The organism is Collinsella sp. HCP28S3_E12 (assembly GCF_052065595.1).
Lineage (GTDB): Bacteria > Actinomycetota > Coriobacteriia > Coriobacteriales > Coriobacteriaceae > Collinsella.
Window position 1 is genome coordinate 24177 of the sequence record NZ_JBQHTS010000016.1, and the last position, 22801, is coordinate 46977.

Genomic DNA, 22801 nt, shown 5'->3' on the forward strand with positions numbered 1-22801 from the left:
CTACTGATACCCGCCCGGCGACCACTTCTGATCCATGAACCGGCAGTAATGCAGCACCGGCGTAAGCTCCACGCTTCCCAGCTGACCACTGCGGTTCTTCGCCAGATCAACCGTCAAATCACCACCATCACTCCGCGACAGCAACAGGACCTTATCCGCGTCCTGCTCCAGCGCGCCCGACTCACGGAGGTGGTGCAGCCGCGGCGCGCCATTCATCTCCGCCTGCCGGGACAACTGCACGACCACCACAACCGGACAGTCCAGTTCCTTCGCGAGCATTTTCAGCGCCCGGCTGTACTGCGCAATCTCAATCTGCCGCGACTCAACCTTTCCCACAGCGCTAATCAATCCGATGTAGTCCACGACCATCAACCCCAGGGGGCGCTCGCGAGCTAACCGCCGAGCCTTCGCCCGAATCTCCGCCATTGTGATCCCCGGCGCATCATCCACCCACAAGTGAAGGTTGCTCATATCGTCGGCGTGATCCGCGAGCCGCTGCGCTTCATCATCCATCAGCGTCGAGTGCGTGAACCGCCCGAGGTCGATGGAGCACTCGGCGCTGATCGCCCGTGCTGTCACTTCCTGCTTGCTCATTTCTAGGGAGAACATCAACGCCGCCCGGTCGGTGCGGGCGACGTTGCGGGCGAAGTCCAGGGCGAGGGTCGATTTACCGATACCGGGCCGGGCCGCGACGATGATCATTTGCCCCGCCCTGAGCCCGCCCGTGATGGAGTCCAGGGACTCGAAGCCCGACCATGTGATCCGCCCGGTGTCCTGTCGGTAGTAGTCCCGCGTCGCTTCGAGCATGTCGCCCACCATTGACGGGGCATCGGACACGCTGACCGTCCCTAGGTTGTCGAGCTCGGCGCGGGCCTGCTCCACAACCTCGATCGGTTCGACTTCGGGCGATTCCGATAGCTGCTTGATCTTCGCCGCGGCGGCGTACGATTCCCGGCGTAGGTAACCCGCCCGCACGCGCTCGGCGTGGTACATCGCGGAAATCGGAGTTGGGGCCTTTGAGATCAGGTCGAAGATCAGTTGGGCGACATCTCCGATCGTTCGCCCGGAAGCGGCGTTGATCCGGTCGGCGAGGAACACAGGGTCAATCTGCGCCCCCTCCGCTTCCATCTGCTCGATTGTCTCGAAAACGAGTTGGTGATCCGGGCGGTAGAACATCTGCCGGTTCATACCCGAGGACAGAATCTCGGCGGTAGCATCGCGCGACTGGATCATCGCGCCGAGGACGAACATTTCCGACTCAACCGGTGTGAAAACGTTGTCCGATTTACTTGTCCGCTGCATTCGTGTCCTCGCTTCCGGTGGTGGTGATTTCGAGCCACATTCGCGGCTTCTGGCCTTTCTCGTGGTGATGGATCCTGGGCATGATCTTGGTCATGTACTCGCTCGTATCGTCCGGGACGATGCCCGCATCGACAAGCCCGTCCCAGCACGCTTTCGCCGTGGCGACGAGGTTGTCCTCGTCTCTGCGGCGGTTATCCGGCGGTAGGTAGTGGAGCCGGGTGGTGATGTGGCCGAGGTTCCGGGGGACGGTCGCGCGGGCGCGGTAGGCTGCTTCCTTCCGCACCGCCGCCACCGCCGCCGCCTTCTTCGCCCAGTGTCCCCGGTCGTTGAGCGACAGTGGGGGGCGGGTGAACGACATGGGGAGGTTCCAGGACCGCATCAGAACGGCGGCTCGTCGCTGTCGAACCCAGCCGCGCCGGTTCCCCCGCCGGTGTTGCCGGACGGGGTGGAGCCCCACGGGTCGCCCATGTCCGCGCCGGGGGCCGCGCCCGCGCCGTCGCGGGTCTTACGGCACTTGACTCCGATGGATGATGCGCGGCACTCCAGGCGGCTCCGGCGCTCGCCCTGCTCGGTCGTCCACGACCGCTGAACGAGGTTGCCGAACACCATGACGACTGTTCCCTTCCGCACCTGCTGGCCAACTGCTTCCGCGCCGTTGCCGAACAGCGCGACGGGAATCCACGTCGTGGTTCCGTCCACCCACTCGTTCGCTTCCTTGTCGAACCGGCGGGACGTGCTGGCTACGTCGAGGGTGACCCACGGCTTGTTGTCCTGTGTGTACCGGACTTGCGGGTCTTCCTTGACTCCGCCCTCGAAAAATAGGGGGTTCTCTCCCTGCTTCATGTCTACTGCTCCTTGTCGGTTGTGACGGTCTCGCCGTCGATGATGGTGGTGTCCTCGGCGGGCTGCTCGGCCTGCTCCGGGGCCTTGTCGGCTGGTTGCTGCCCGTTCTTGTCATTATCGCCGCTGAACCGGCGCGTGGCGATTTGCGAAATGCGGTTCATCTCACCCACCTGCCGGGCCGCGTTCGCCCGCTTCCACGCCGCCTGCAGTTCCTCGCGAGTGCACGTCTCCGGGTCGAACCCCTCCGGGTGGAGGGAATCGGTACGCGGCGCGGCGGGACGCTCCGGCTCCACAATGTCGGCCTGAACCTCGTCGTTGGTGTAGACACCGGATAGGTCGAGGGGGAACGCGGACCGGAGGGCGAGGGCTGCGGCGCACTTCTGCAGCATCAGGGCGGGCTTCTCCTGCCACATCGTGTTCGGCACCTTCTTGCCAAGCTTCTTATCCCACCGGGTTCCGACGTACTCGCGGAACAGGGCGACGGCGGGGAACCGCTCGCCGTTACGGACCACGACGGACTTCGATGCCACCGGCGGCTCGTCCGCGACCCACACGTCATGCCACACTCCGTCCGGTCCGCACCACAATGGGTCCTCGTATCCGAGCGTTCCGTGCGTCCGCTCGGTGGTGCGCTGCGCGACGAGTCGGAAGCCGTCGATGCCGGTCTGGATCGTCCAGTTGCCCTGGCGGTTGATCATGTAGATCTGCCGGGCGAAGGGGTCCAGGCCGGTCCGCTTGCACGTGTGGAAGAACACCTGAATCTCGGCGGGGGCTGCGCCTTGTAGGCCGATGGATCGGAGTGCTTCGATCTGCACCGGTGTGAAAGTGTCCTGCTCGGCGGCGATGGTGAGGGATCGGCTGCTGTACTGGTCAGTCATGGTTAGCTGTCCTCCGTGTTTTCGACTTCGTCGGCTAGGCGGTGGAGTGAGTCACCGGTGACGCGGGCGAAGCGGGCGAAGTCTTCGGGGCTGTCGAACATGGCTGCGGTGTAGACCATTGCTCGCATGATTTCGTTGCGGCACTGTAGGTCTTCGGTGTTGGTGCCGAGTCCGTTGTCGGCCATAATGTCGGGGAGGTTGTTCCTGACGGTCCCCTCGGGGTCGAGGATGTAGGGGTGGTTGTCTGGGTAGCGCTCGTATGGCGCTTCGGGGTTGAGCATGTTTGCCTTTCTATGCTGGTCACGGTGTTCACCATAAACACCTACTTAAAGTTTACCGGATAGTTGTGGGGAAATCAACCTCAACGCTGCCACTGCTTCGGAACCGGCTTAAACCGCCACCGATCGCCCGACCGCGTCGCCACGACACGACCATCCGCCGTGATGCACTCGCCATCCACACCGGCGACGATGACCCGCGACCGAGCTGCATCCAACTCCGCCGCCGCTTCCTTCTCGCGCAGCTTCGCAGCCGCGTACTCGAAATACACATCGCCCACCTCAACCGCCTGCACCGTCGCCGGGGTCATAGCAGCCAACACCGGCCACTCCGAGGACGGATTCGTCCGCTCCGGCTCCCGCTCGCACACACCCCCCGGAAGCGTCGCGACGAACTCCCCGATCGTGTCCACCGTCATTTCGATATCGAAATCAGTGTAGGTGACCCAATACTCGGTGAGCTCCAGGAACGGGCCGAGGACCACGAACACGACATCGCGCAGCCCAGTGACAGCGCACTGCCACAAGCCCTGGAGCCAGTAGTGCAGCGGGACACCGTTGGTTTCCGGCGTTCCCCATCCGCTCGTGTCGGCCTGGGTCTTGATCTCCATGAGCGCGACGCGGCTCGTGGTTGCCAGCAGCCGGTCGGGGGTTGCGTAGGCCCATGTCCACCGGCGCGACTGGAACGTTCCGCACGTTGTGACGGTCCATTCCGGGTTGTCCTCGGCCCACCAATCAGCGACACCGGCTTCGAGGTGCCGACCGCGCCGGGTCGCCTCGGTATCCGCTTCGGGCGCGTCGAAATGACCGGCGAGCTGGTGCCACATGATCCACGGGGTTCCGCCCCACGGGTCGCAGTCCATGATGCCCGCAATCTTCGACGCGGTGACCCTGCGCCGCCATTCCGCCGTTCCGGGCTCCACGCCCTCCGCGACGGTCGCATGCTCACTGATGATCGCTTGCACATCTACCACATCTGCCATGCCACGTTTCCTTCATCGTCCAGAAGCACAGCCCCGCCGTAGCGGGGAAGCCGTGCCGGTGTTTCCTCGGGTCGCTGGTTCGCTTTCAGCAGCAGCCCATTGTCGTGCGCCCATCCGCGCCGGGACTCCACCCGGTCGTGACAGGCCGCGCATAGAACCAGCCCGTTCGACGGGCGGTTCACGTCCGCATCAGCGTCGCCATGAACCCCGCCCATCCTGCGGGGCTTCCGGTGGTGGTAGTGCCCGCCCGGCTTTTTGTTGCATAGCTCGCACACGCCGTATGACCGGCGGCTCATGATGCGCTTGTCCTCGACGCTGAACCCCTCCTTCACCACACGCCCCCAATGAGGTTGTCGGGGACGAACACCAGCGTGATCGCGTTCGGGGCCGCGTCGCGGGCCATGATCTGCGGGATGGTGTCCGGGGCCGCGTCGCCGGTGATGGTCTGCCCAGAGTCGGGGTTAATGATCACGTACTCGACGCGGTCGTACACGTCGTTGGGGTAGATCATGACGCTGTCGTGCTGCACTAGTTCCCGAGCTCGTTCGAGTTTATCTGGGAACACTGTCGGCATGATTTTGGTGAGATCGGTCAGGGCGATGTCCAGCTCTAATCCGTCATACACGCTGTACTCCGCGCACACCTCATTCACCGCGTCCATCGTGAACGGGCGGGGTGTGACCTCGAACGTCGCCGTCGTGAACGGCCCTCCCTCTATCTCGACTTCCGCCGTCCAGCGGATAATGGTCTGCCCGTCGGTGATCCGAACCTGGTCGGTTCCGAGTAGGCCACGGCACCGGGCCGCGAGCGCTTCGGTGAAATTACGCATAAGCGGGTTCCTCAATCTCGGTAAATGACAATTCGGTTGGGGTGGTGACACCGCTCGTCCGAGACGGGATGATCGTGTCAATCACCCGCCCGCCGCTGCCGCCCCTGCGGATCGCCCGGATGCGCCACAACCACGACATTCGACGCGCCGACAGGCCGACCGCGACGTGCCGGACAGCTCCGATGGCGTACAAGCCACCACCGCCGGATGCCGCGGCTTCCTCGATCAGGTGCAGCGGAACCTCCCCCGTGGCGACGAGGGGGGCGATGCCGTCGAGGAACATGTTCATGATCCTGCCCTCAACCGGGCCGCACTTGCCGACGACGATGGTGCGAGCCACCGACCGCCAATCACCCTCCGGGTCCAGCGTCCACTCACCGGAGCGGATCGTCCGAGGGAGCGGGGACAGGTCCGTGACGATCTGATACTGGTTCGCCCGCTGCGCCGTCTGCTCCACGATGGTGCGCAGTGGCACCCCTTCGTCCTCCATCGCCGTGATGCCAGCTTCGGCGGCGGCGTGAGCCGTCCGCTCGTCAATCCACCCTGCCGACGTGTCCTTCGGTTCTTCGTGGAAGACATCCTCCGACGGGCGCGGAGCGCCGCCCGTGTTGTTAGATGATTTTTTATTAGTTAATTCTTTATTTGGGGTTAAATCCTTACCCCCCGTTTCGAGCAGGGATTTACCCGCCCCCCCGGCTACAGGTTTAACCCCCTTCATGGTCGCCAGGGGGACTGTGAAAACACTCGTTGTCGCTTCCCGGTGCTCGACGCTGATCACTCCGAGCTCGTCAAGACGGCGGAGCGCGTTCTTCACCGACGCGCGGCTCAATCCGGTTTCCTTCGCGATGTACGCCGCGGACGGCCAGCACCGCCCGGATGATCCGTTAGCCATTGATGCGAGGATGTCGAAGACAGTCCACACGCTCCCAGGTTCGCCCCATAGTTTCCGGCGATCTCGGTCGTAAGTTGCGGTCCATGCGGACGTTGGTGTATAGTCGTTCATAGCAGAACGCCTTTCTGTGAGTTGGGACCCCTCGTTAGCGCGGGGGGTCTTTTTAATGCTTCAGGGTGGGGATGACGACGGGGGTCAGTCGGATAACCGATGGGTAGGGGCCACGTCGTTCGCGGGTGATCAGGCCGAGCTGTTCGAGTAGCTGGAGTGGCTGCTGGATCATCGCAATAGTCACGTTGAATACCTTAGTCAGTTGTGACATCGAGACTTCCACGACTCCGTTGTCGTCGGCGTGGTTGATGATCCAATCGAGAATGCTGTAGACGCGCTTGTTCGCGTCGGCTTCGGATAGTCGGTGAAGGGCGGCGGAGCCGATCACGGGGGCTTGCATGGTGCTTGTACTGCCTTTCCTGTGGATATGAATCTTACACGTATAGTTTACCAGAAGTTTCTGGTCTGGTACAACACTCACGACACCTGCCGACGAACATCATCCAACAACCGCTCCGGAAGCGGCGGAAGCAGATCCGCGACCGTCTTGTCCTGATGCGCACGCCGGATGAACCCGATCGCCAGATCATACTTGCTGCTAATCACGCGGAGCTGCTCGCCCTGCTCCGCCACGACACGCTGCACGTCCTCCAGCTTCGCGGTTAGCACCTTGATTTTCTTATCCTGCTCCGCAGCTTTATTGCTCGCGAAGTCCTGAATATCGTCCACCAGGGCTTGATACTGGTCCGCGACCGATTTCCGGTTATCGAATAGGCCGGTGATAAATGCGGTCAGCACGGCACCGGCGAGGCCCACCAGACCGACGACGACCGCGGCTAGGCTTTCGCTCATTCGGAATCTCCCTCACCCTCGCAGTGCGTTGATTTGACGATGATCTGCTCCACCGGGGGCGCGAGAACGCCCAGAAGATCGTCGCAGCTACCAGTAGGTACACCACAGACGCCATCGACCCGAGTGGGTAGTTACCGTAGACCTCGGCGATTAGGTACATACCTCCCCATATCAGGTAGATAAAGAACAGGCCCCCGGCGGCGATAGCTCCGCATCGGCGGGTCAGCACCGCGCAGATTGCGAACGCACCGACGATGATCCACACAAATGCCCACAGGTTCGGACCGCCCCACTGCTCGACGGCGGGGAGCCGACTCGGGTTCCCCAGCATCGGCAGGTAGAACAGGCCTTTAATGAGCGTGCCGACTCCGTAGATTCCCAGCCCCGTCCAGGGCGACCCGAGCCCACGGCGGAGCCGGACCAGTGGTGGCTCCTTCTCCTTCTCCAGCAGGGTCATGCCGCCCCCTCCGCCCCGGGGGTGTTCCCGGTGAGGTTTACCCGGTAGCCGCGAGCACAGTAGTCAATCGTCCGTCCATCCCACTGCCGCCAGGACGATAGATGAAGGTAGGCATCCTCCAGCGACGGGGACCACGGATGGATGCTCGGCGCGTACATCGACGGTTCCTGTAGGCGGGTGACGATCTCCCGCGACTTCGTCCACAGCGCATCCGGGCGATCCGCCAGGCGAACAATCACGCCACGCTTCTCGTCGCAGTACGTGAGCACCACCTTCCCGTGGATGTACTGCGCATTGATTTCACCGATCGCGCCTTCGGGCGTGTCGGGGAGAAGGATGGGGGTCGGGTTGATGTGCCGTCCCCACTCCCACCGTGTACCGGTCCAGCCCCAGAACTCCCACGACGCGTCGTTGCATAGGTGCCGCCAGTTCGCCCGGCGGAGGTAGATACCGCTATCCGGGCCGCGCTTCCGCCCCTCCGGCGTGCCGAACACATAGACGTTCTCGTCGCCCGGCAGCATCACCATAGTGTTGTTCTGGAAGTAATGATCGCGTCCGCGATTCACCCACTCGTATAGGGTGCCCAGGTTGTTCTCGTGACGGCATACGTCCCACACCTCGGCGTGCGGTTCATTCGACCAGAACCAGGCTGCGGATAGGGTCCAGCACATCCGCTGCACACCGCCCTGGCCCCACCGCTTCACACGGAAGCCGTTGCCGAGGTAGTTCCCATCGGGGAGCTGAATCACATCATTCGGGATGATGGTAAATGCGTCGAAGTTCCTGCCGTTCACCGTCCCGGACTCGCCCACGTGCCGGTAGGGCCACATCTGGTTCGCGTAGTTGATTCCGTGGATTGCGTTGTCCCACACGATGCCACGCGTGGTGACATCCCGGTTTGACGAGCGGAGCCCCACGGGCGAGCGCCAATCACCCTGGCCCGGTGTCCCGCCGGTGAAGGTATCGCCGAAGACACCGCCGACCCATAGTGCCTTCCCGCCATTGACGGACTTGCCGCCCTCGAACAAAAAGCCGAGGTCTGTCCCGCCGATGCCGAACCGCTGCGTGGGCTGGTCAGTCCCGCCGTTGCCCGCCGAGGTGTGGATGAACGTGCCAACCGGCACGTCGGGGACGATGGATGCTGGGATGATCTTCCGCGCCCAGCTGAATACCTGATTAATGAATGACATCATTTCTGCTCCTATCCGGGGTAGATGGAACCGTGCTGCGAACCAGCACGATCAACACTCACCGGGGCTGCGTGCTGACCGTACTCCGCCGACTCGTCCATCGGAGGGTTACTGTCCGCAGCGCCGACCGACTGGTATGGCTGCTTCTTCTCGTTGATGGTGTCGAGCAGTTCCCGGCTCATTTGGTACATCCGCTCCATCGCGGCCACGGTGGCTGCGGTCTGCGCGGCCTGAACATCGTCCTCGGTCGCCGTCGAGTTCGACCCGCGGTTCAGCTTCACCAGCGCTAGACCACCGGCGACCATGCCAGCGAGCTCCGGGGCATAATCCAGCCACGCCTGCGCCTGATCACTCGTCGCTTTACCCGACAGCAGCATCGCGGCCGAGAACACGAACGCCGCGGCGTAGATCACCCCGCGAACGATGATGGACACGTCAATTCCCTTGATTTTCACTTACTTCTCACCCTTCTTGATTCGGTTGATCAGATCTTCGTTAGCGAGGAACAGCAGCTCGACGGGCGTGCACGCGCCCGTGTCCGCTAGCTTCTTCTTCGCGGACGCGATGACCGACTCGGCATCCCACCCGGCGAAGTCGGGGAGCCCGTCCTGCCGGTACTTGTACCCGGCGAGCTGCTCGAACGACAGTCGGGCGTAGTCCTCGGCGGTCAGCTTCGACGCGAAGACTGGAGGGCCGACTTCCGCCCCGGGCGGGGTGGTGTTCCCCTCGCCCTGAAACAGGGCGCGGAGCTTATCCATCCCGCCGCGGAAGGCGTTCGCGTCCACCTTCATCCCGGCGACGACGGCCCGGTCGGTGAACTGCCACATCGCCACCTCCAGACCGCCGTAACCAGCCCAGCCAGCGTCCCCTGCGGTCGAGTACAGCGCCGAAGCGTAACCCGGGGTCGTGGACGGGTAGTTCGAGGACCACAGCGGCGGGAGCCCGGACAGGTCAGGCTTCCCGGCCTTCGTCCAGTACCACCGGGGGAGGTAGGTCAGGATCACCCGGTAGCCCCGCCCGCGAAGCGCGGACACGATGCCGTGCCACAGGCCCGGGTCGTAGCCGCTCTTGTCCTCGATGTCGAGTGCGACGGGAACGTCCTTCTCGGGTAGCTGCGCTTCCAGCGCGGCGGCGTGATCCTCCGGCGATGTTTCCTCGCGCACGTAGATGTAAGCAGCGGCCAGCACGCCGTTAGCCTTCGCGTCGTCCAGGTGCGACCGGAACACCGGGTCGCGCCACGTCCCCTCGGTCGCCTTGATGATGGTGAACGCGAAGCCTTCCTCCTTCACCCGGCGCAACGAGAAGCCGTTCTGATGGTTCGAGATGTCCACGCCGAAGAGCACATCGCCCCCGGCTGGTGATTCGCCGGTGACGGGGGCGCGACCACCACCGGGCGGTGGGTAGGCCGCGTCCTGGAGCCAGGTTTCCGGGTCCACGCGCTTCCCGCCGTAGCCACGTTCCCACACCGTGACGTGGAGGTGCGGGCCCGTGGACTGGCCATTCGACCCGACGTAGCCGAGCAGCTGCCCGACCTCCACCCGGTCGCCCAGTTTCAGCCCCGTGGCGAAGGCGTTCCACATGTGCCCGTACTCGACGCAGCCCCCGCCGTCCGCGTCGGACGAGTCCACGACGATCCACTGCCCATAGCCCGAAGCGGGTCCGATGTACTGCACAGTTCCAGACTGGACGGCGTAGAACGGGGTGCCGTCCGGGGCGGCTAAATCTGTTCCGGAGTGTGATTCTGGTCGGCCCGTCACGGGGTTGATCCTGCCCGCGAACCGGGATGTGATGGTGAATGTGTTCTTCGGCATCGGCCACTGTCTGCTCATAGGTTGAGTCTAACCGGCGCGACCGCCCCGTCCCCTATACATGAGGAAGCCCCCTCGCCATAGCTGCCCACTAGGCGAGGGGGAGGTCGTAGCAACACGGGCCTTAATCCCTTCGGAACCGGCCCCCAATCTGCTGTCTGGAGGTCAGCGGGGACTGGTCCTGCTTGCGGTCTAGAATACCACGCCCCACCCGCTCCGCTTCGTCCCCCGCGTCAGCGACTCCGCAGACTGATATAGCCCCATAACCTCGGAATCTCCGAGCAGCGCTTCCTGGATGATCAGCTCGTCCACCACAACCGCCCCGGCGGACACGCCGACGGTCATGGTACGGGGACGGTCGAAGTTCACGAGGTTGAACAGCCCGCCGCTATACGACTGCACGGCAACCAGCGTGCCGTTGATATACATGCGGGCGCGGCACCCGCCCCATATCGTCGTCCCCTCGACGGTGAGGGTCACGAGGTGCCACCGATCCGGTGATAACTGCTCCGACCGGGCGCGGAGCGCGAACCCGCCCGAGGACAACCGCACCCACCCCTCGACCGTGCCTGGAGGATAAACCGAATTGGCGCCGTACACCCGCGCACCCATGCCGGGAATGTTGCCCCACTGAAACAGTTCCGCGACCGCGGAGCTCGCAGAGTACCGGAACCACAGTGATACCGACACCGGGTAGCCTGCAGCAGCAGCGGACGACACCGGGATAGTCGCACCAGCGTTCGCGGGAATCGACAGCGCCTGACCATCCACGCCCTGCACGTACACCGGGGAGCCAATCATCGCCCCGCCCGTGTTGAGCCGCCCGTCGAATGACTCATGTGTCTGAACCGCCCGCGCCGTCCTGACCCAGTCCTTGATACTCATGCTAGGACTCCTGCACCCGAAGCGTAACCGTCACACCCGCCGAGGACGCGGACGAGATCGCAACCCGCACCGGGCCCGTGATGGGGACGGACATCGCCGACTGCTTCGACACCACCCCATCCCCCACGGTAATAGACCCGGTCGCCCCACCGCGCAGCGTCACAGTCACCGCCGAGCCGGGGGTGCCGACCGCGACACCGATATGCGTGATCTTCAACCCCGCCGCGCCCGTGCCGATCAGTAGGGGCGGGGACACTTCCTCGCCGTTGATCGTGCCCGGCACGCTGAACGGGATAACGTAGGCGGGCTTCGCTTCCGCCTTCGTCGCGTAGGTCGCCCCGGCTTCGGCCTTCGTCAGCAGCGGGGCGATCGCTTCCGCGAGCTGCTTCGGGGTCGTCGCAGCCGCCGCGAGCCGGATGTACTCGTTCGTTTCATCCGACAGGCGGAGTGTCACATCCTGCTCCAGCGTCCCACCCCCGGCGAGCCCGTCCCCGGCGATGATTTTCCGACCGAGGACTTCCGCCGACGCGGTGGCCTGCAACTCGCGGAGCCGCTGCACCAGCCGCTCCACCGTCGCGGAGTCCGCCGAATCGTCATTCTTGATCTGCTCGATGATCTCATTGAGTAGATCGTCGTAGTTAATTTCAGCCATCGTTACGCTCCTGCTAGGAAGATCATGCGGAATTGTGATTCCATTCCTCGGATGTTGCCAGTCGCCCCGGCGTTACCCTCGGTCGTCCAAATCCACGGGTACAACCTTGTCCCTGCGGTGAGGAACTCCACGCCGGTCGCCATACTGATCTGACCGAAGCCAATATCGTTCCACAACACGAGCCCCCGATCACCCGCGTTAATGTCCGTTGTCAGGCCGCAGCCCTTAGCGCCGGGGATGGTGGCGAAACCTTGCCGGGCGTACAGGTTGTACCACCCATCAACCGGGGCGACGAGGTACGGATCATTCGTGGATGCGTTCGCCACGCCACCGTAGTTCTTGCCGACAACGAGCCTCCCGTCCGAGTAGGCGCGCATACGGGTAAACCGTGCTGCTGGCGGGTCGTACTGCGGCCCGGTCCAGCGGAGCACACCGTAGGGCTTCGTGCGGAACGACGGCGCGCCAAACAGCGCGGTCGCCTGGTCAGCCGATAGGGTGCCAGCCGGGCCAGCCGGGCCCTGCGGACCCTGCGGGCCAGTATCGCCGCGGAGTCCCCTATCACCCTGCGGTCCCTGCGGACCGACGAACGCAAACGGGTCCGACCACGACGTACCATTCCACATCACAGCTTTACCGCTATCGGTCATGACGTAGGTGTCACCCACCGCCGCCGATGGGGGCAGTGATGCCGAGGATGCGACCTCCCCGCGAACGATCAACGACCGACCGTCCTTACCGGGTAGGCCGGTATCGCCCTTCGGACCCTGCACACCTTGAAGCCCGGTATCACCCTTCGGACCGGTCGGCCCAACATCGCCCTTCGGACCCTGCGGACCCATCGGACCCTGCGGGCCAGTATCGCCCTTCGGGCCCTGCGTGCCTTGGATGCCCTGCGGGCCGCGCGGACCAGTCTCGCCCTGCGGGCCACGGAACAATGGTGCAGCGCCCTCGGGCGGGAACTTCGCCCCATCCCACACGTAAATCCGACCATCAGCGGTGACAACCCAGCCCTTGCCCTTATCAGACGAGGACAAACCCTTCGGGAGATCAGCGTAAGTCGCGACCATCGACTCGTACGACACCGAAGCGCCGTCCTTACCGTCCTTACCCGCAGCACCAGTGTCGCCCTTCGGGCCCTGCGGACCCTGCGGACCCTGCGGACCCTGCGGACCCTGCGGACCCATCGGCCCCTCCGGCCCGCGTGGACCCTCCGGCCCGGCGACCGTGCCGATGGACTCGACCTGTCGCGTCGCTTCCTCCGCCGCCGTGACGGAACGCTCCGCAGCAGCAGCAGCGAGCGCAGCGTACTGCTCCGCTTCCACCGACACCTGATCCGCCGCGACCTGCGCCGCGTCCTTCACCAGGTTCATCACCTGCTCCACAGCCATTTCCGACCGAAGCGCAGCCGTCTCCGCCTGCTCAACCTGCGCCGACAAATCACCGAACTGTGGAATCACCGCCCGGACTTCGCGGGACGTTTCCAAGTCCCGGCCTACCCGCATCACCAGCGCATCCCCATCCACGCGGATGCCCAGCACCGACTCGCCGGGCAGCGTCTTAGCCCGGTCCTCGATCATCTGGAACACCTCCGCCATAGTGGGGAAGTACTGCGCCGCCGCGGGGAACTCAATGTAGTCGATCAGATCGACCCACCCTTCCTCCAGCAACTGCTTGATGTGCGGGGTGAACCGCACCATCATCTGCTCGTTGTGTCGGAGGAACGGGGTCGGCTTCCCATCCCGGTCGGCGGTGAGGACGGCGTGAGTGCCCTGGATGCGCACCACCACACCGAACTCGGGAACGTTATCCGCCGGGACGGGGATGCGTCCGTAATCCTGTTCAAGTGCCATTGTTGTGTGTCCTATCTAGTCGAGCTATACGGGGTCGGGGAAGGCGAAGAATCGCATGGTGTTCGAGAATGCCCAGACGAACGCGGTCGGCCTACCATCGCGCGGGTGAGCATCGCCCCACGGCACCCGGACGTAAGCGTTCGTCACCAGTGAGACGCGGAACCGAACGTCCAGCGATTGTCCCGCTGGAACGCGAATCTGGTCCAGCGTCGAGGTGGCTTCCGGGGTGGACTGCCACGTCGTAATCGGGGGCCACTCGTCCCCACCCATCCCATTGAACGGTGCGAACAGGCCCGCGCCCCACTCCGTGTTCCACGTCGGCTCCGTCGTCGGCTCCGGGGCCATGATTTGCGTAAGCCCATCGGTCCCGACCCGCGTCGTGTACGACTCTCGGAGAAACACAGTGTGCGGACACGTCGTGCTCATGGTTCGGCGAGCGCGTTGGATCTGAACCTGAACCGTCACAGGAACTCCGAAGTCGTTCTTCCAGTGCCCGCGCTGCTCAATCAGAATCTTCTGGTTATCAATCGGCGAGTGCTCTTTAATCTCCCCGTCATTAACCGAGGGCGTGCGAGTCTCCAGCACCACGCGGGGCATCGCGGCCCGTGATAGATGCAGCACCCCGTTCTCGGTCGAGAACTGACGGGATGTGCAAATGGTGTTAGCCATAACCTCTATGTCTCCTTCTTACCCTGCGGCTCCGACTCACGCCGGGCTACAACGGTTCTCACTCCGGTGTCCAGATTATCGGCGACGAGGTCCCCATACCGGCCCACACTCAACTGCCACGGCCCCAGAGCGCGCTCCAGCCGCCTGACACGCCGCTCCAACTCCGCGATGTACTCCGCATCCGTCCGCGCTGTCCTACCCATGATCCTGCTCTCCTATAACGGCGTTCCGGGCTTGACCCAGTCCGCATCGTCGGCCTTATCCTTCTGCGAAGCGTTGGCCTTACCGGCCTGCTCCTTCTCCCACGGCGACTTGAAGTCGTTCGTCAACGGCGGCGGGAACTCCTCGCGAGCCTCCCACGACACCGACGGAGGAACGAGGGACAGTTTGATCCCATCCGGTGAGAACGCAACCTTTTCGATCATCAGGTCGCAGCCGACCCGCACGCCGGTCTGAACCGACGAGACAGGCACACGCACGCCGGGAACGAGCTCATGCAACGAAACCGGCGCGTCGGCGCGTAACCCAGCCCCACCGACACTCACCGCCACCGGGGCGACCGCGAACTGGTCCAACGTCGCCTGCGCCTTCGTCTCGCACTCCTGAACCGTAGCGAGCTTGTTTCCCTTCACGATGGACTGGAGGACGATCCGGTCATCCTCAATCGCCCGCTGCGCCCACACACCCTCACCCTTGACGAGCACGTCAGTAACCACATCCTTGCCAACCTTCGTCACAACGACATCATCGCCGAGGTGCCGATCCGACAGTGGTGCGGTACGATGCCGAGCCCCGACCGGTCCGACCATCAACGACCCGCCGACAAACGTCCACTCCAACCCAACCTCGGTCAGATCATCGACCACATCATCCACGAGGACACTGTTAGCCGTCTCGTTCACCACGACCCAGATTCGGGAGTCCAGGGCGTGAATGTGATCAGCGATGTGCAGCGGGTCGGACGGGCCCATCCCATCCACCACGAGCTGCTGCATCACCTGCGATGCGTCGCGTTGATCCCAGAACCGCCCGGACGGGAGCCGACGGCGCTTAAACAGACAGGCACCATCCGACGCGGTGACGGTCAGCGACCCCTTCGCCGCCTTCGTCTCCGTCACCAGACCGTGCCACGCGACCTCGCTACCCGCCCAGAATGTGAGGGTGTGCAGCCACGGCTCCACGCGGGAGCACAACACCGGCGATGCCGCGATTTTGATACTCGCCTTCGAGATGTCGCACAGCACCCGGTCGAAGTCCCAGTCGCTAATGTCCTCACCGGACTGCCAGATGATCCGCCCGGAAGGCTCCGCGATGGTCGCGCCCCACCTCGGTTGTCCCAACGTCGGCATGGCTACACCTCCCCCGTCACGCCGGTGACTTCCACCGTCGCGGTCGTGTCCTGCCCAGCATCAACCACGAGGGTGTAGGGAGCGCCGCACGTCATCACCGGGGGTCGCCACGGCCCACCGGCACGCCCGACCATCACCGGCGTGGCATCAACACGCCGACCATCCGGAAGGTCAGCCCACGCCGCCCCGGAACGCCCGTCGAGGGTGAGGACACTATCCGCGGGGAGGTACGTTGCCATAGCTTCGCCGACGGTCTGGCAGTCCAGCGCCGCCCCATCATCGACCACAAGCCCACGCGCCCAGCGGATGCGGATGTTCCTTTCTTCCCGCCCCGTGGAGCGGACCACGACGGTCGGCAGCATCTCACCGGTCAGGGGGATAGCGCCCTCCCTGATTGTGAACACGGATCGTCGCGAATCAATCGGCATGCAACCGATCTCAACGCCCGGCGCGGTCGGGCGGGGCAGCGTCCACAGGTCGCCCATCTTCGGATCTAGTAGCACGCCCTCGTCGTCATCACAGTTCGCCGGGCACGTCCCATCCGCGTCGAGTTCTTGGAACCTAGCGGTCATCACCTCGCCCGCCGACAGGCTCCGCGGCCCGAGCAACACAACGGGGCTGCGCCATACCCTCGGCACCAGCGCCGTCAGCTCGAACTCCACCACCGCCATACACGGCGCGTAGTCCCCACGGTCATTCGACACGCCGTAGCGGTTCGTCACCTCCGGGGTCTTCGTCACCACCACGCTCGTCAGCATCCGGGTCAGCTGCCCGGCACGCTCCCGGACATCAGCCGGGCGCTCCCACTGCCGATAATCCGGGCACGATTCGAGGAACACCAAATCACGCGGGCCGCTATCCCCCCCGCACCCATCCGCGAGCAGAGAACGGGTCAGCCACCGCAGTCCCCACTCCAGGCCACGGGAAGTCGCCGCCATAAGCAAGCATTCCACCTTGACCTCGCGAGTGGGGAGCCTACGCCTGCCGACCGAACCGCCGTCGCCCGTGGCTTCGGTGACATCCTGATCAATCTTCGTCGTGTCGAGCCCGTCAATATTCAGGCCGTACACCCCGCCGAACTCCAACGACTCCGGCCTGCCCGCCTGAACCCACGGGGCCCCGGTTTGCTCCGGGGTGATGTAGTCCTCGTCGCCGAGCCACACGTGCTGCTGGCCCCACGAATCATCCCAAATCAGCTCAAACGAGCGGGAACAGATACCGTGGAGGGCGTGCCCAGCCGCCCGGCGGGAGTTAATCAACTCCGCGCTTCCGAGACTCAAATAGCCGTTGTAACTCACCACGCGCTCCTAATAAGTCGCTGCTCGACGGCATCGGCCACGTCCTCACCGTCGCCGCTCCCGTAGTAGTTCAGGGTCACCTCAACCGTCCTCACGCTCCGCCCGCCGCTGTCGCCGGTAATGGTTGCACCAGCGTCGCGGAGGGACTGCCAATCAGCCGACCCGAGGAACCCGACGAGCTCCTCAAACGCGCCGGTCTGCCTAGGCGACAGCACCCGCTCCGCCTGCGTCGTCTGCTTCGAGAACAAGCCCCGATCCGTGATCAACCCGCCACGGTCGTAACCATGCCCGTGACCCCACATAGTCGTAAGGTCCATGCCATAGCGGGACTTGTAGTACCGCAGCGCCGCGACCATGTTCGCGAACGGGTTCGTGCGGTCGTTCGGCAGCTCCGGGTCACGGTGCGCCGCGAACGTCGTCGGAATGATCTGCAGCAGGCCAAGGCCCGCCGACGCGCCGGTGCCGTTCACATCCACGATTTCCTGCGCCCGGTTCGGAATACCACCGGACTCGGACTGAATCTGCGCGATCATGGCATCGACTTGGCGTTTATCCTGCCAGTTGAAGCCGACGCGGGCCATGGCACGCTTCGCCATAGGTCGCCACCGCTCCGCGCCGACACCGCCGGGGTCGCCCATCATTTCCTCGGACAGCTTCGTAATCTTGTCGCGGGTGATCTTCCCCAGCGTCTCCGACAGCTTCTGCGGATACGTGTTGATGATGCCAGCGTGCGACTGCGCCCACCCGGCGGCTGCGGAACTCATGCGTTCCTGGAATGGCTTCGTCAGCCCGCCGATGATGTCCACCATCGACGCGCCGCCGCCCATGCCGGGCACGAACGCGCCGGAATCAGTCACAATGAGCGAGAATCTACGGTTGAACTGCGAATCATTCGCACCAGCAGCATCCGAGGTACCGAACTTTACACGTGAGTTGATGCCACCGGACTCGACGTTCACCGCGGGGATGCCCGGCGCTCCGCCGATCGTTCCGGCGGTGTGGACATCCGAGATGCCGACGGCGAAGCCCGCCGCCAGGCCGGGCTTCCACGCGCCCTGCTGCGAACCGGGGAAATTGCCTGTAGCCCATTGACGTGCGCCGGACCCGCCGAGGATCACATCCGCGATGCCCGACATGAAGCCAGAACAGTCCGTACCACCATCGCCATGCGCCGAGCCGCCCCACACGTAGGGACGACCGTTGCGCGACCGGGCCCAGTTGTATCCGCGGAGCAGCGCCTTCCACGCCGGGGTTCCCTCCGCCAGACCGCCGCCCTGATACCGCGCCGCAACGTTCGTGAACGTCTTGTCGCGCAGCATCGCCCGGCGCTTCTCCGGGTCGCGGAGGACCTGCGGGGCGACGCGATACCCACCCGAGTTCAGGGCGTTGAGGTTATCCACGCCGATGTTCCGAACGGCCTTAGCGTTGAGGACGTACTCGTGGTTCGACAGCAGCGCGGGGATCTTGTCGTCCTTCGGCCCACCCGGGCCTCGCACCAGACCGCCCGTGGCGAACCGTACGGGGTACGGGGCCATCTTCTGTGTCCCGAGCAACTCGGACGCGGAGTTCCACATCCCGACGATGCCGTCGTTAAACACCGACTGGATCGCGAAGCGGACGGGGCGGGCGGTGGCTTCACGCACCTGATTCCACTGCTGCGCGATGTTGCCAGCAGCCCACCCGAACGTGTTCGCCGTGTACGTCAGCGCCCCGCGGATACCAGCCATAGCGGGGTTCACGCCCGTGTTGAGAACATTCCACGCGGTGTTCGCGATGCTGAACAACGCGGGGTTCACGACGCCGTAAGCATTCCACGACGTGTTAGCGCCAGTAGCGTTCGACGCGGCCTGCATCCCCAGCATCGCCGGGGTCCACGCCGTGCTCGTCATAGCCAACACCGCCGAGCCGGTCGCGGACATTGCGGTCTGCATACCCAGCATCACCGGCTGGAATTGCGTGTCGTTCATGGTCTGCGCGGTCGTGCCGACGCTCGCGAGGGCGGGGTTCACCACCTCGCCGGTCTGCTGCTGCGCGGTGGCTCCCCACGCCAGCATCGACTCCTGCTGCTGCTGCATCATCGCGCCCAGGGCGGCACCATCACCGGGCATCTGGGCGACACTGTCTACCGCGATTCCGGGCACCGGGGCGGGAACCACCGGGGCGGCGACCGTGGGGGCCGCGACCTCCGGCAGCGACACATCAGCCGCCGAGTTTGCCAAGCTCTGCGCCGCGCCCTTCACGCTCCCAGCCATAGACTGCACGCCATTGATTAGGCCCTGCCCGATGTTCTCGCCGTAGCCCGCGAACACGCGCGACGGGGAGTGAATACCCAGCGCCGACTCGAACGGCTTGCGGATCCACCCCGGAATCTTGTCGAGGAAGTAGCTGCCGATCTTCCCGGCGAGGGAAGTCATGCCGTTGATCAGACCTTGGACGATGTTCTTGCCGGTGTCGATTAGCCACGACCCAGCATCCGACAGGGCTCCGCGGATACGCCCCGGCAGGCCCTTGAACCAATCAATTACCCCGCCGATAGCCTGACCCACCCGCCCCGGCAACGGCGCGACGTGATCACGCCACCACCCGGACACGGCATCGCCCATCGCCGCGAACTTGTCCTTCGTCCACTGCCACGCCTGGCCGAACCAGTCCTTGATCGCGGTGACGGCCTGGCTAATCCACCCGGGGAGCTGCACCAGCACGTAGATGAGCCCGGTGATGGCACCAATGACCACACCAACGATCGTCACGACCGCGACGATCGCGCCGACGACCAGACCAAGACCAATGATGATAGGCGTGAGCAACACACCACCAATGATCATCAGCACCTTCTGCAGAACAGGCCAATGATCCGAGATGAACCCGCCGACCGCTTCACCAATCCGCTTGAAGAAGTCCACGACCTGCGACACGATAGGCCACAGCGTCGTGTTCCAGAAGTCCATGAACCACGACCCGAACGCCGCGACCTTCTCGGTGATGGTGTCCCACACCGGGGCGATGATCTCCGCGATGCGTCCCCACGTGTCAGCAATCCAAGTGTAGATGGGCGATAGGACGGACTCCCACACCCACATAAACGCAGTACCGATGACGTCCCACACGGCGCTGAACGCGGTTGCGAGTCCAGAGAAGATCCCGCCGAAGAAATCAACCAAGCCGCCCCACACCGCCGTGATGATGTTCCACGCGGCCTGCGCCCCATCCACGAGGGTCTGCCACACTGCCTGCACCCCGCCGGACTGGAACCAGCCGACGATCGCGTCCCACGTCCCGACGACGATGTTCTTGATCCACGTCCACGCGGTAGCCACCACATTGACAAGGCCGTCCCACACGCCCTGCCAGAACTCGCGGAACCCGGCGACGTTATCCCACAGAAGTTTGAACACACCGATGATGCCGACGATAGCGGCGATGACGAGGGCCACCGGCCACATAGCAACGAGCCACGACCCGGCGATAACAGCGGCGTTCGCGACGGCGGCGATGCCCGCGCGGACCCACCCACCGGCTATCATGCCCAACGCCTTGACACCGGCTCCAAGATTCTTCGGGGCGGCGATGATCCACGCCCCGGCGATGCGCCCAGCGTTCACGATAGCGGCACCGGCGGCTTGTCCCCACCCGGCGATCATCGCGCCGAACGCGCGGGCATACGTGCCCAGGTTCTTCGGGGCGGCTATGATCCACGCAGCCCCAGCCTTAATAGCCTGAACCGTCGCCACCGCAGCCATGCGCACCCACCCGGCGATGATCTGAACGAACGCTATCGTGTACTGCACCAGGTTCTTCGGCGCGGCCATGATCCATGCGGCGGCGACACGCCCGGCCTGCACAAGTGCCTGACCGCCCAGCATGACCCACTGACCGATCATCTTCGCCACCTGAATCGCCATAGCACCAGCGGCCCTAGCCCACCCAGCAACGGTCGTCCACGCCGCCGCGACCATCTTCGCCCCGGTGATGGTGGCCTGCAGTCCGCCCAGGACAAACCCGCCGATCATGCTCCCTAGCGAAGCCAACGCGCCGACCGCCATAAGCGACACGGCACCCGCGACGACACCACCAACTACGATCATTACACCCTTGAAGGCATCCGCCGCCAGCGACCCCTCGCCGAGCCACGTCACGAAGTCCTTAATCGGCTGGTTCAGCCCCTTGAACACGCCGGTGAGGAACTCCACAGCCTTCGTCATCGGGCCGATCATGGGTTCCAGCAGCGTCGCGCCGAACGCGGACAGTGAGGTCTTGAAGTTCGCAATCTTCGCCGGGAGGGTCTGACCCATATCCTTCGCCAGCGACCCCGTGCCCTTATTGATAGCCGTGACGAAGTCCTCGAACGACACCTTGCCGTCCGAGATCGCCTTCTTCACATCAGCCTGGGACATGCCCATGCTGTCCGCGAGGTACTTCGTCGCATTGACACCAGCGTCGGCCATTTGCGCCATGTCCTCGCCCGTGACCTTGCCCTGGGCGCTGATCTGCTGCATCACACGCCCCACGTCCACGCCCGAGCCCTCCGCGATGGACGATAGGGCCGTGAACGCTTGGATCGCGGAGTCCATCGGCTTGCCGAGCTCCACACCAGACTGCGCGAACATAGCGGAGTACTTCGCCGCATCCGCCAAGGACACCGACGTTCCCGTCACCTGCTCGGTCAGCTTCGCCATTTGATTCTTCGTCTGCTCCGCCGACAGGCCCACGGATTTGAACATCACCTCGGCACGCTGGATGTTCATCAGGCGGTCGAACCCGCCCTTTAGGATCGCCATAGGCCCGGCGATAGCGCCCACGGCCACGCCGATCCTGCCGATAGCGCTCGGAACGCGATCAGCGGTCTGCTCCGACTCCTTCAGTGCGTTGGTGATGGACGTTTTAATCGACTCCGCCGCGCCGCGTGCCGAGGAAGCCACGCTACCCATCGTCGCGGACACGCGACTCACCATCCCGGACGCAGCCGACGCGACACCGCCGAAGCCGTTCGCGAAGGACACGCGGATACCAGAAGCGGCACCCGACGCGGCCCGTCCCACACCATCCAACGAGGACGACGCAGCCGACGCAGCCGAGGATGTCGAGGACGCAACACCACTAATGTTCGATGCCCAGGACGACGACACCCGGCTCGCCGCCGACGCGCCCTTACCCGACAGATCAGTCAGCGCCGAGGAAGCCACCGCCGCGGACTTCTGCGTCGACGTGCCAACCTTCCCCATCTCCGCCGCCCACGACGACGACGCATCACGCCCCGCCGAGGACGCGGACGATGCAACATTCTGGAACTCCGTGCCCACGTCCTTCACGGACTTCTGCGCCGCATCGGCACCCGATTTCACGCCCCGGTTGAGGGCATCCCCCGCCGCTTTGCCGCTGCGGTTGAAGAACGTCTGAACGTCCTGCTCGAACCTGCTGAAATCAGCCTCAATCGTCACCCGCGCCGTGCCGACAGTCGCCATACCATGAACCTCCCGATCCTACGCCCCATACTCTACCGTGCTAAGCGTCCAGCGCTTCCAGCATCGCCGCCTGCGCCGCCATGTCCGACGGGTCGAACCCCGCGGGCTTCTCAATTGCCCCGGTCTTGACACGCGGCTTGTAAACCTTCTGCCGATACCGCGCTCTCTCTTTGTCGTCCTTGTGGGACTCTAGGATCATGAACTCTACCGCGTCGAGCATCGACCCGAGTTGCCGGATCTGCACCATCGGCTCCGGGATGCCCGACGTGATTA

22 protein-coding genes are annotated in these 22801 nt (G+C 64.3%); all 22 read right to left on the minus strand.

Translation table 11 applies throughout. The features are described from left to right. Positions 1-1302: a replicative DNA helicase gene (locus ACTNBY_RS07220; RefSeq protein ID WP_441031727.1), complete on the minus strand. Its 1302-nt coding sequence runs from the start codon at positions 1300-1302 to the stop codon at positions 1-3. Further along, positions 1286-1660 (minus strand): hypothetical protein, encoded by a 375-nt coding sequence (locus tag ACTNBY_RS07225; RefSeq protein ID WP_441032680.1) that lies wholly within the window; start codon positions 1658-1660, stop codon positions 1286-1288. The genes ACTNBY_RS07220 and ACTNBY_RS07225 overlap by 17 nt, the downstream gene beginning before the upstream one ends. A 20-nt stretch (positions 1661-1680) precedes the next feature. Then, entirely contained in the window at positions 1681-2145 is a 465-nt protein-coding gene (locus ACTNBY_RS07230; protein WP_441031723.1) for a single-stranded DNA-binding protein, read from the minus strand. 2 nt (positions 2146-2147) lie between these two features. Further along, positions 2148-3023, minus strand: coding sequence for a phage recombination protein Bet (bet, locus tag ACTNBY_RS07235; protein ID WP_441031721.1), 876 nt, complete (start codon positions 3021-3023; stop codon positions 2148-2150). Positions 3024-3025: 2 nt separating this feature from the next. Further along, complete coding sequence (locus ACTNBY_RS07240) at positions 3026-3304, minus strand: hypothetical protein (protein ID WP_441031719.1); 279 nt, start codon at positions 3302-3304, stop codon at positions 3026-3028. Positions 3305-3384: 80 nt separating this feature from the next. Continuing rightward, a complete protein-coding gene (locus tag ACTNBY_RS07245) occupies positions 3385-4284 on the minus strand; it encodes a YqaJ viral recombinase family protein (protein WP_441031717.1) in 900 nt (299 codons plus the stop codon). After that, positions 4269-4616 carry an HNH endonuclease signature motif containing protein gene (locus tag ACTNBY_RS07250; RefSeq protein ID WP_441032685.1) on the minus strand — a complete coding sequence of 116 codons (348 nt, stop codon included), beginning with the start codon at positions 4614-4616 and terminating at the stop codon, positions 4269-4271. Before ACTNBY_RS07250 ends, ACTNBY_RS07245 begins: the two co-directional genes overlap by 16 nt. Beyond that, the gene (locus ACTNBY_RS07255; protein WP_441031715.1) at positions 4613-5113 is read right to left on the minus strand and encodes a hypothetical protein; all 501 of its coding nucleotides are present in this window, start codon (positions 5111-5113) and stop codon (positions 4613-4615) included. The genes ACTNBY_RS07250 and ACTNBY_RS07255 overlap by 4 nt, the downstream gene beginning before the upstream one ends. Next, positions 5106-6116 (minus strand): helix-turn-helix domain-containing protein, encoded by a 1011-nt coding sequence (locus ACTNBY_RS07260; RefSeq protein WP_441031713.1) that lies wholly within the window; start codon positions 6114-6116, stop codon positions 5106-5108. The genes ACTNBY_RS07255 and ACTNBY_RS07260 overlap by 8 nt, the downstream gene beginning before the upstream one ends. A gap of 52 nt (positions 6117-6168) precedes the next feature. After that, positions 6169-6456 carry a hypothetical protein gene (locus ACTNBY_RS07265; protein WP_441031712.1) on the minus strand — a complete coding sequence of 96 codons (288 nt, stop codon included), beginning with the start codon at positions 6454-6456 and terminating at the stop codon, positions 6169-6171. A 77-nt stretch (positions 6457-6533) separates the two neighbouring features. Further along, positions 6534-6908: a hypothetical protein gene (locus ACTNBY_RS07270; protein ID WP_441031710.1), complete on the minus strand. Its 375-nt coding sequence runs from the start codon at positions 6906-6908 to the stop codon at positions 6534-6536. Positions 6909-7361: 453 nt separating this feature from the next. Continuing rightward, positions 7362-8558, minus strand: coding sequence for a DUF4185 domain-containing protein (locus ACTNBY_RS07275; protein WP_441032689.1), 1197 nt, complete (start codon positions 8556-8558; stop codon positions 7362-7364). 8 nt (positions 8559-8566) lie between these two features. Then, positions 8567-8989: a hypothetical protein gene (locus tag ACTNBY_RS07280; protein WP_441062897.1), complete on the minus strand. Its 423-nt coding sequence runs from the start codon at positions 8987-8989 to the stop codon at positions 8567-8569. 21 nt (positions 8990-9010) lie between these two features. Continuing rightward, on the minus strand, positions 9011-10366 hold the full coding sequence (locus ACTNBY_RS07285) for a peptidoglycan DD-metalloendopeptidase family protein (RefSeq protein WP_441031704.1): 1356 nt from the start codon (positions 10364-10366) through the stop codon (positions 9011-9013). A gap of 189 nt (positions 10367-10555) precedes the next feature. Then, positions 10556-11248 (minus strand): LamG-like jellyroll fold domain-containing protein, encoded by a 693-nt coding sequence (locus ACTNBY_RS07290; protein WP_441052916.1) that lies wholly within the window; start codon positions 11246-11248, stop codon positions 10556-10558. 1 nt (position 11249) lies between these two features. Then, positions 11250-11900, minus strand: coding sequence for a hypothetical protein (locus tag ACTNBY_RS07295; protein WP_441031701.1), 651 nt, complete (start codon positions 11898-11900; stop codon positions 11250-11252). Between the two features lie 2 nt (positions 11901-11902). Then, positions 11903-13750, minus strand: coding sequence for a hypothetical protein (locus ACTNBY_RS07300; protein WP_441063944.1), 1848 nt, complete (start codon positions 13748-13750; stop codon positions 11903-11905). Positions 13751-13774: 24 nt separating this feature from the next. Then, a complete protein-coding gene (locus ACTNBY_RS07305; RefSeq protein WP_441031697.1) occupies positions 13775-14419 on the minus strand; it encodes a DUF7172 family protein in 645 nt (214 codons plus the stop codon). Between the two features lie 215 nt (positions 14420-14634). Further along, the gene (locus tag ACTNBY_RS07310) at positions 14635-15768 is read right to left on the minus strand and encodes a hypothetical protein (RefSeq protein WP_441063945.1); all 1134 of its coding nucleotides are present in this window, start codon (positions 15766-15768) and stop codon (positions 14635-14637) included. Between the two features lie 2 nt (positions 15769-15770). Continuing rightward, on the minus strand, positions 15771-17066 hold the full coding sequence (locus ACTNBY_RS07315) for a hypothetical protein (RefSeq protein WP_441031782.1): 1296 nt from the start codon (positions 17064-17066) through the stop codon (positions 15771-15773). Next, the gene (locus tag ACTNBY_RS07320; RefSeq protein ID WP_441063947.1) at positions 17063-22528 is read right to left on the minus strand and encodes a tape measure protein; all 5466 of its coding nucleotides are present in this window, start codon (positions 22526-22528) and stop codon (positions 17063-17065) included. The genes ACTNBY_RS07315 and ACTNBY_RS07320 overlap by 4 nt, the downstream gene beginning before the upstream one ends. Before the next feature lie 40 nt (positions 22529-22568). After that, positions 22569-22801 (minus strand): DUF7240 domain-containing protein (locus ACTNBY_RS07325; protein WP_441063948.1); only part of this gene is annotated, 233 nt, incomplete at its 5' end.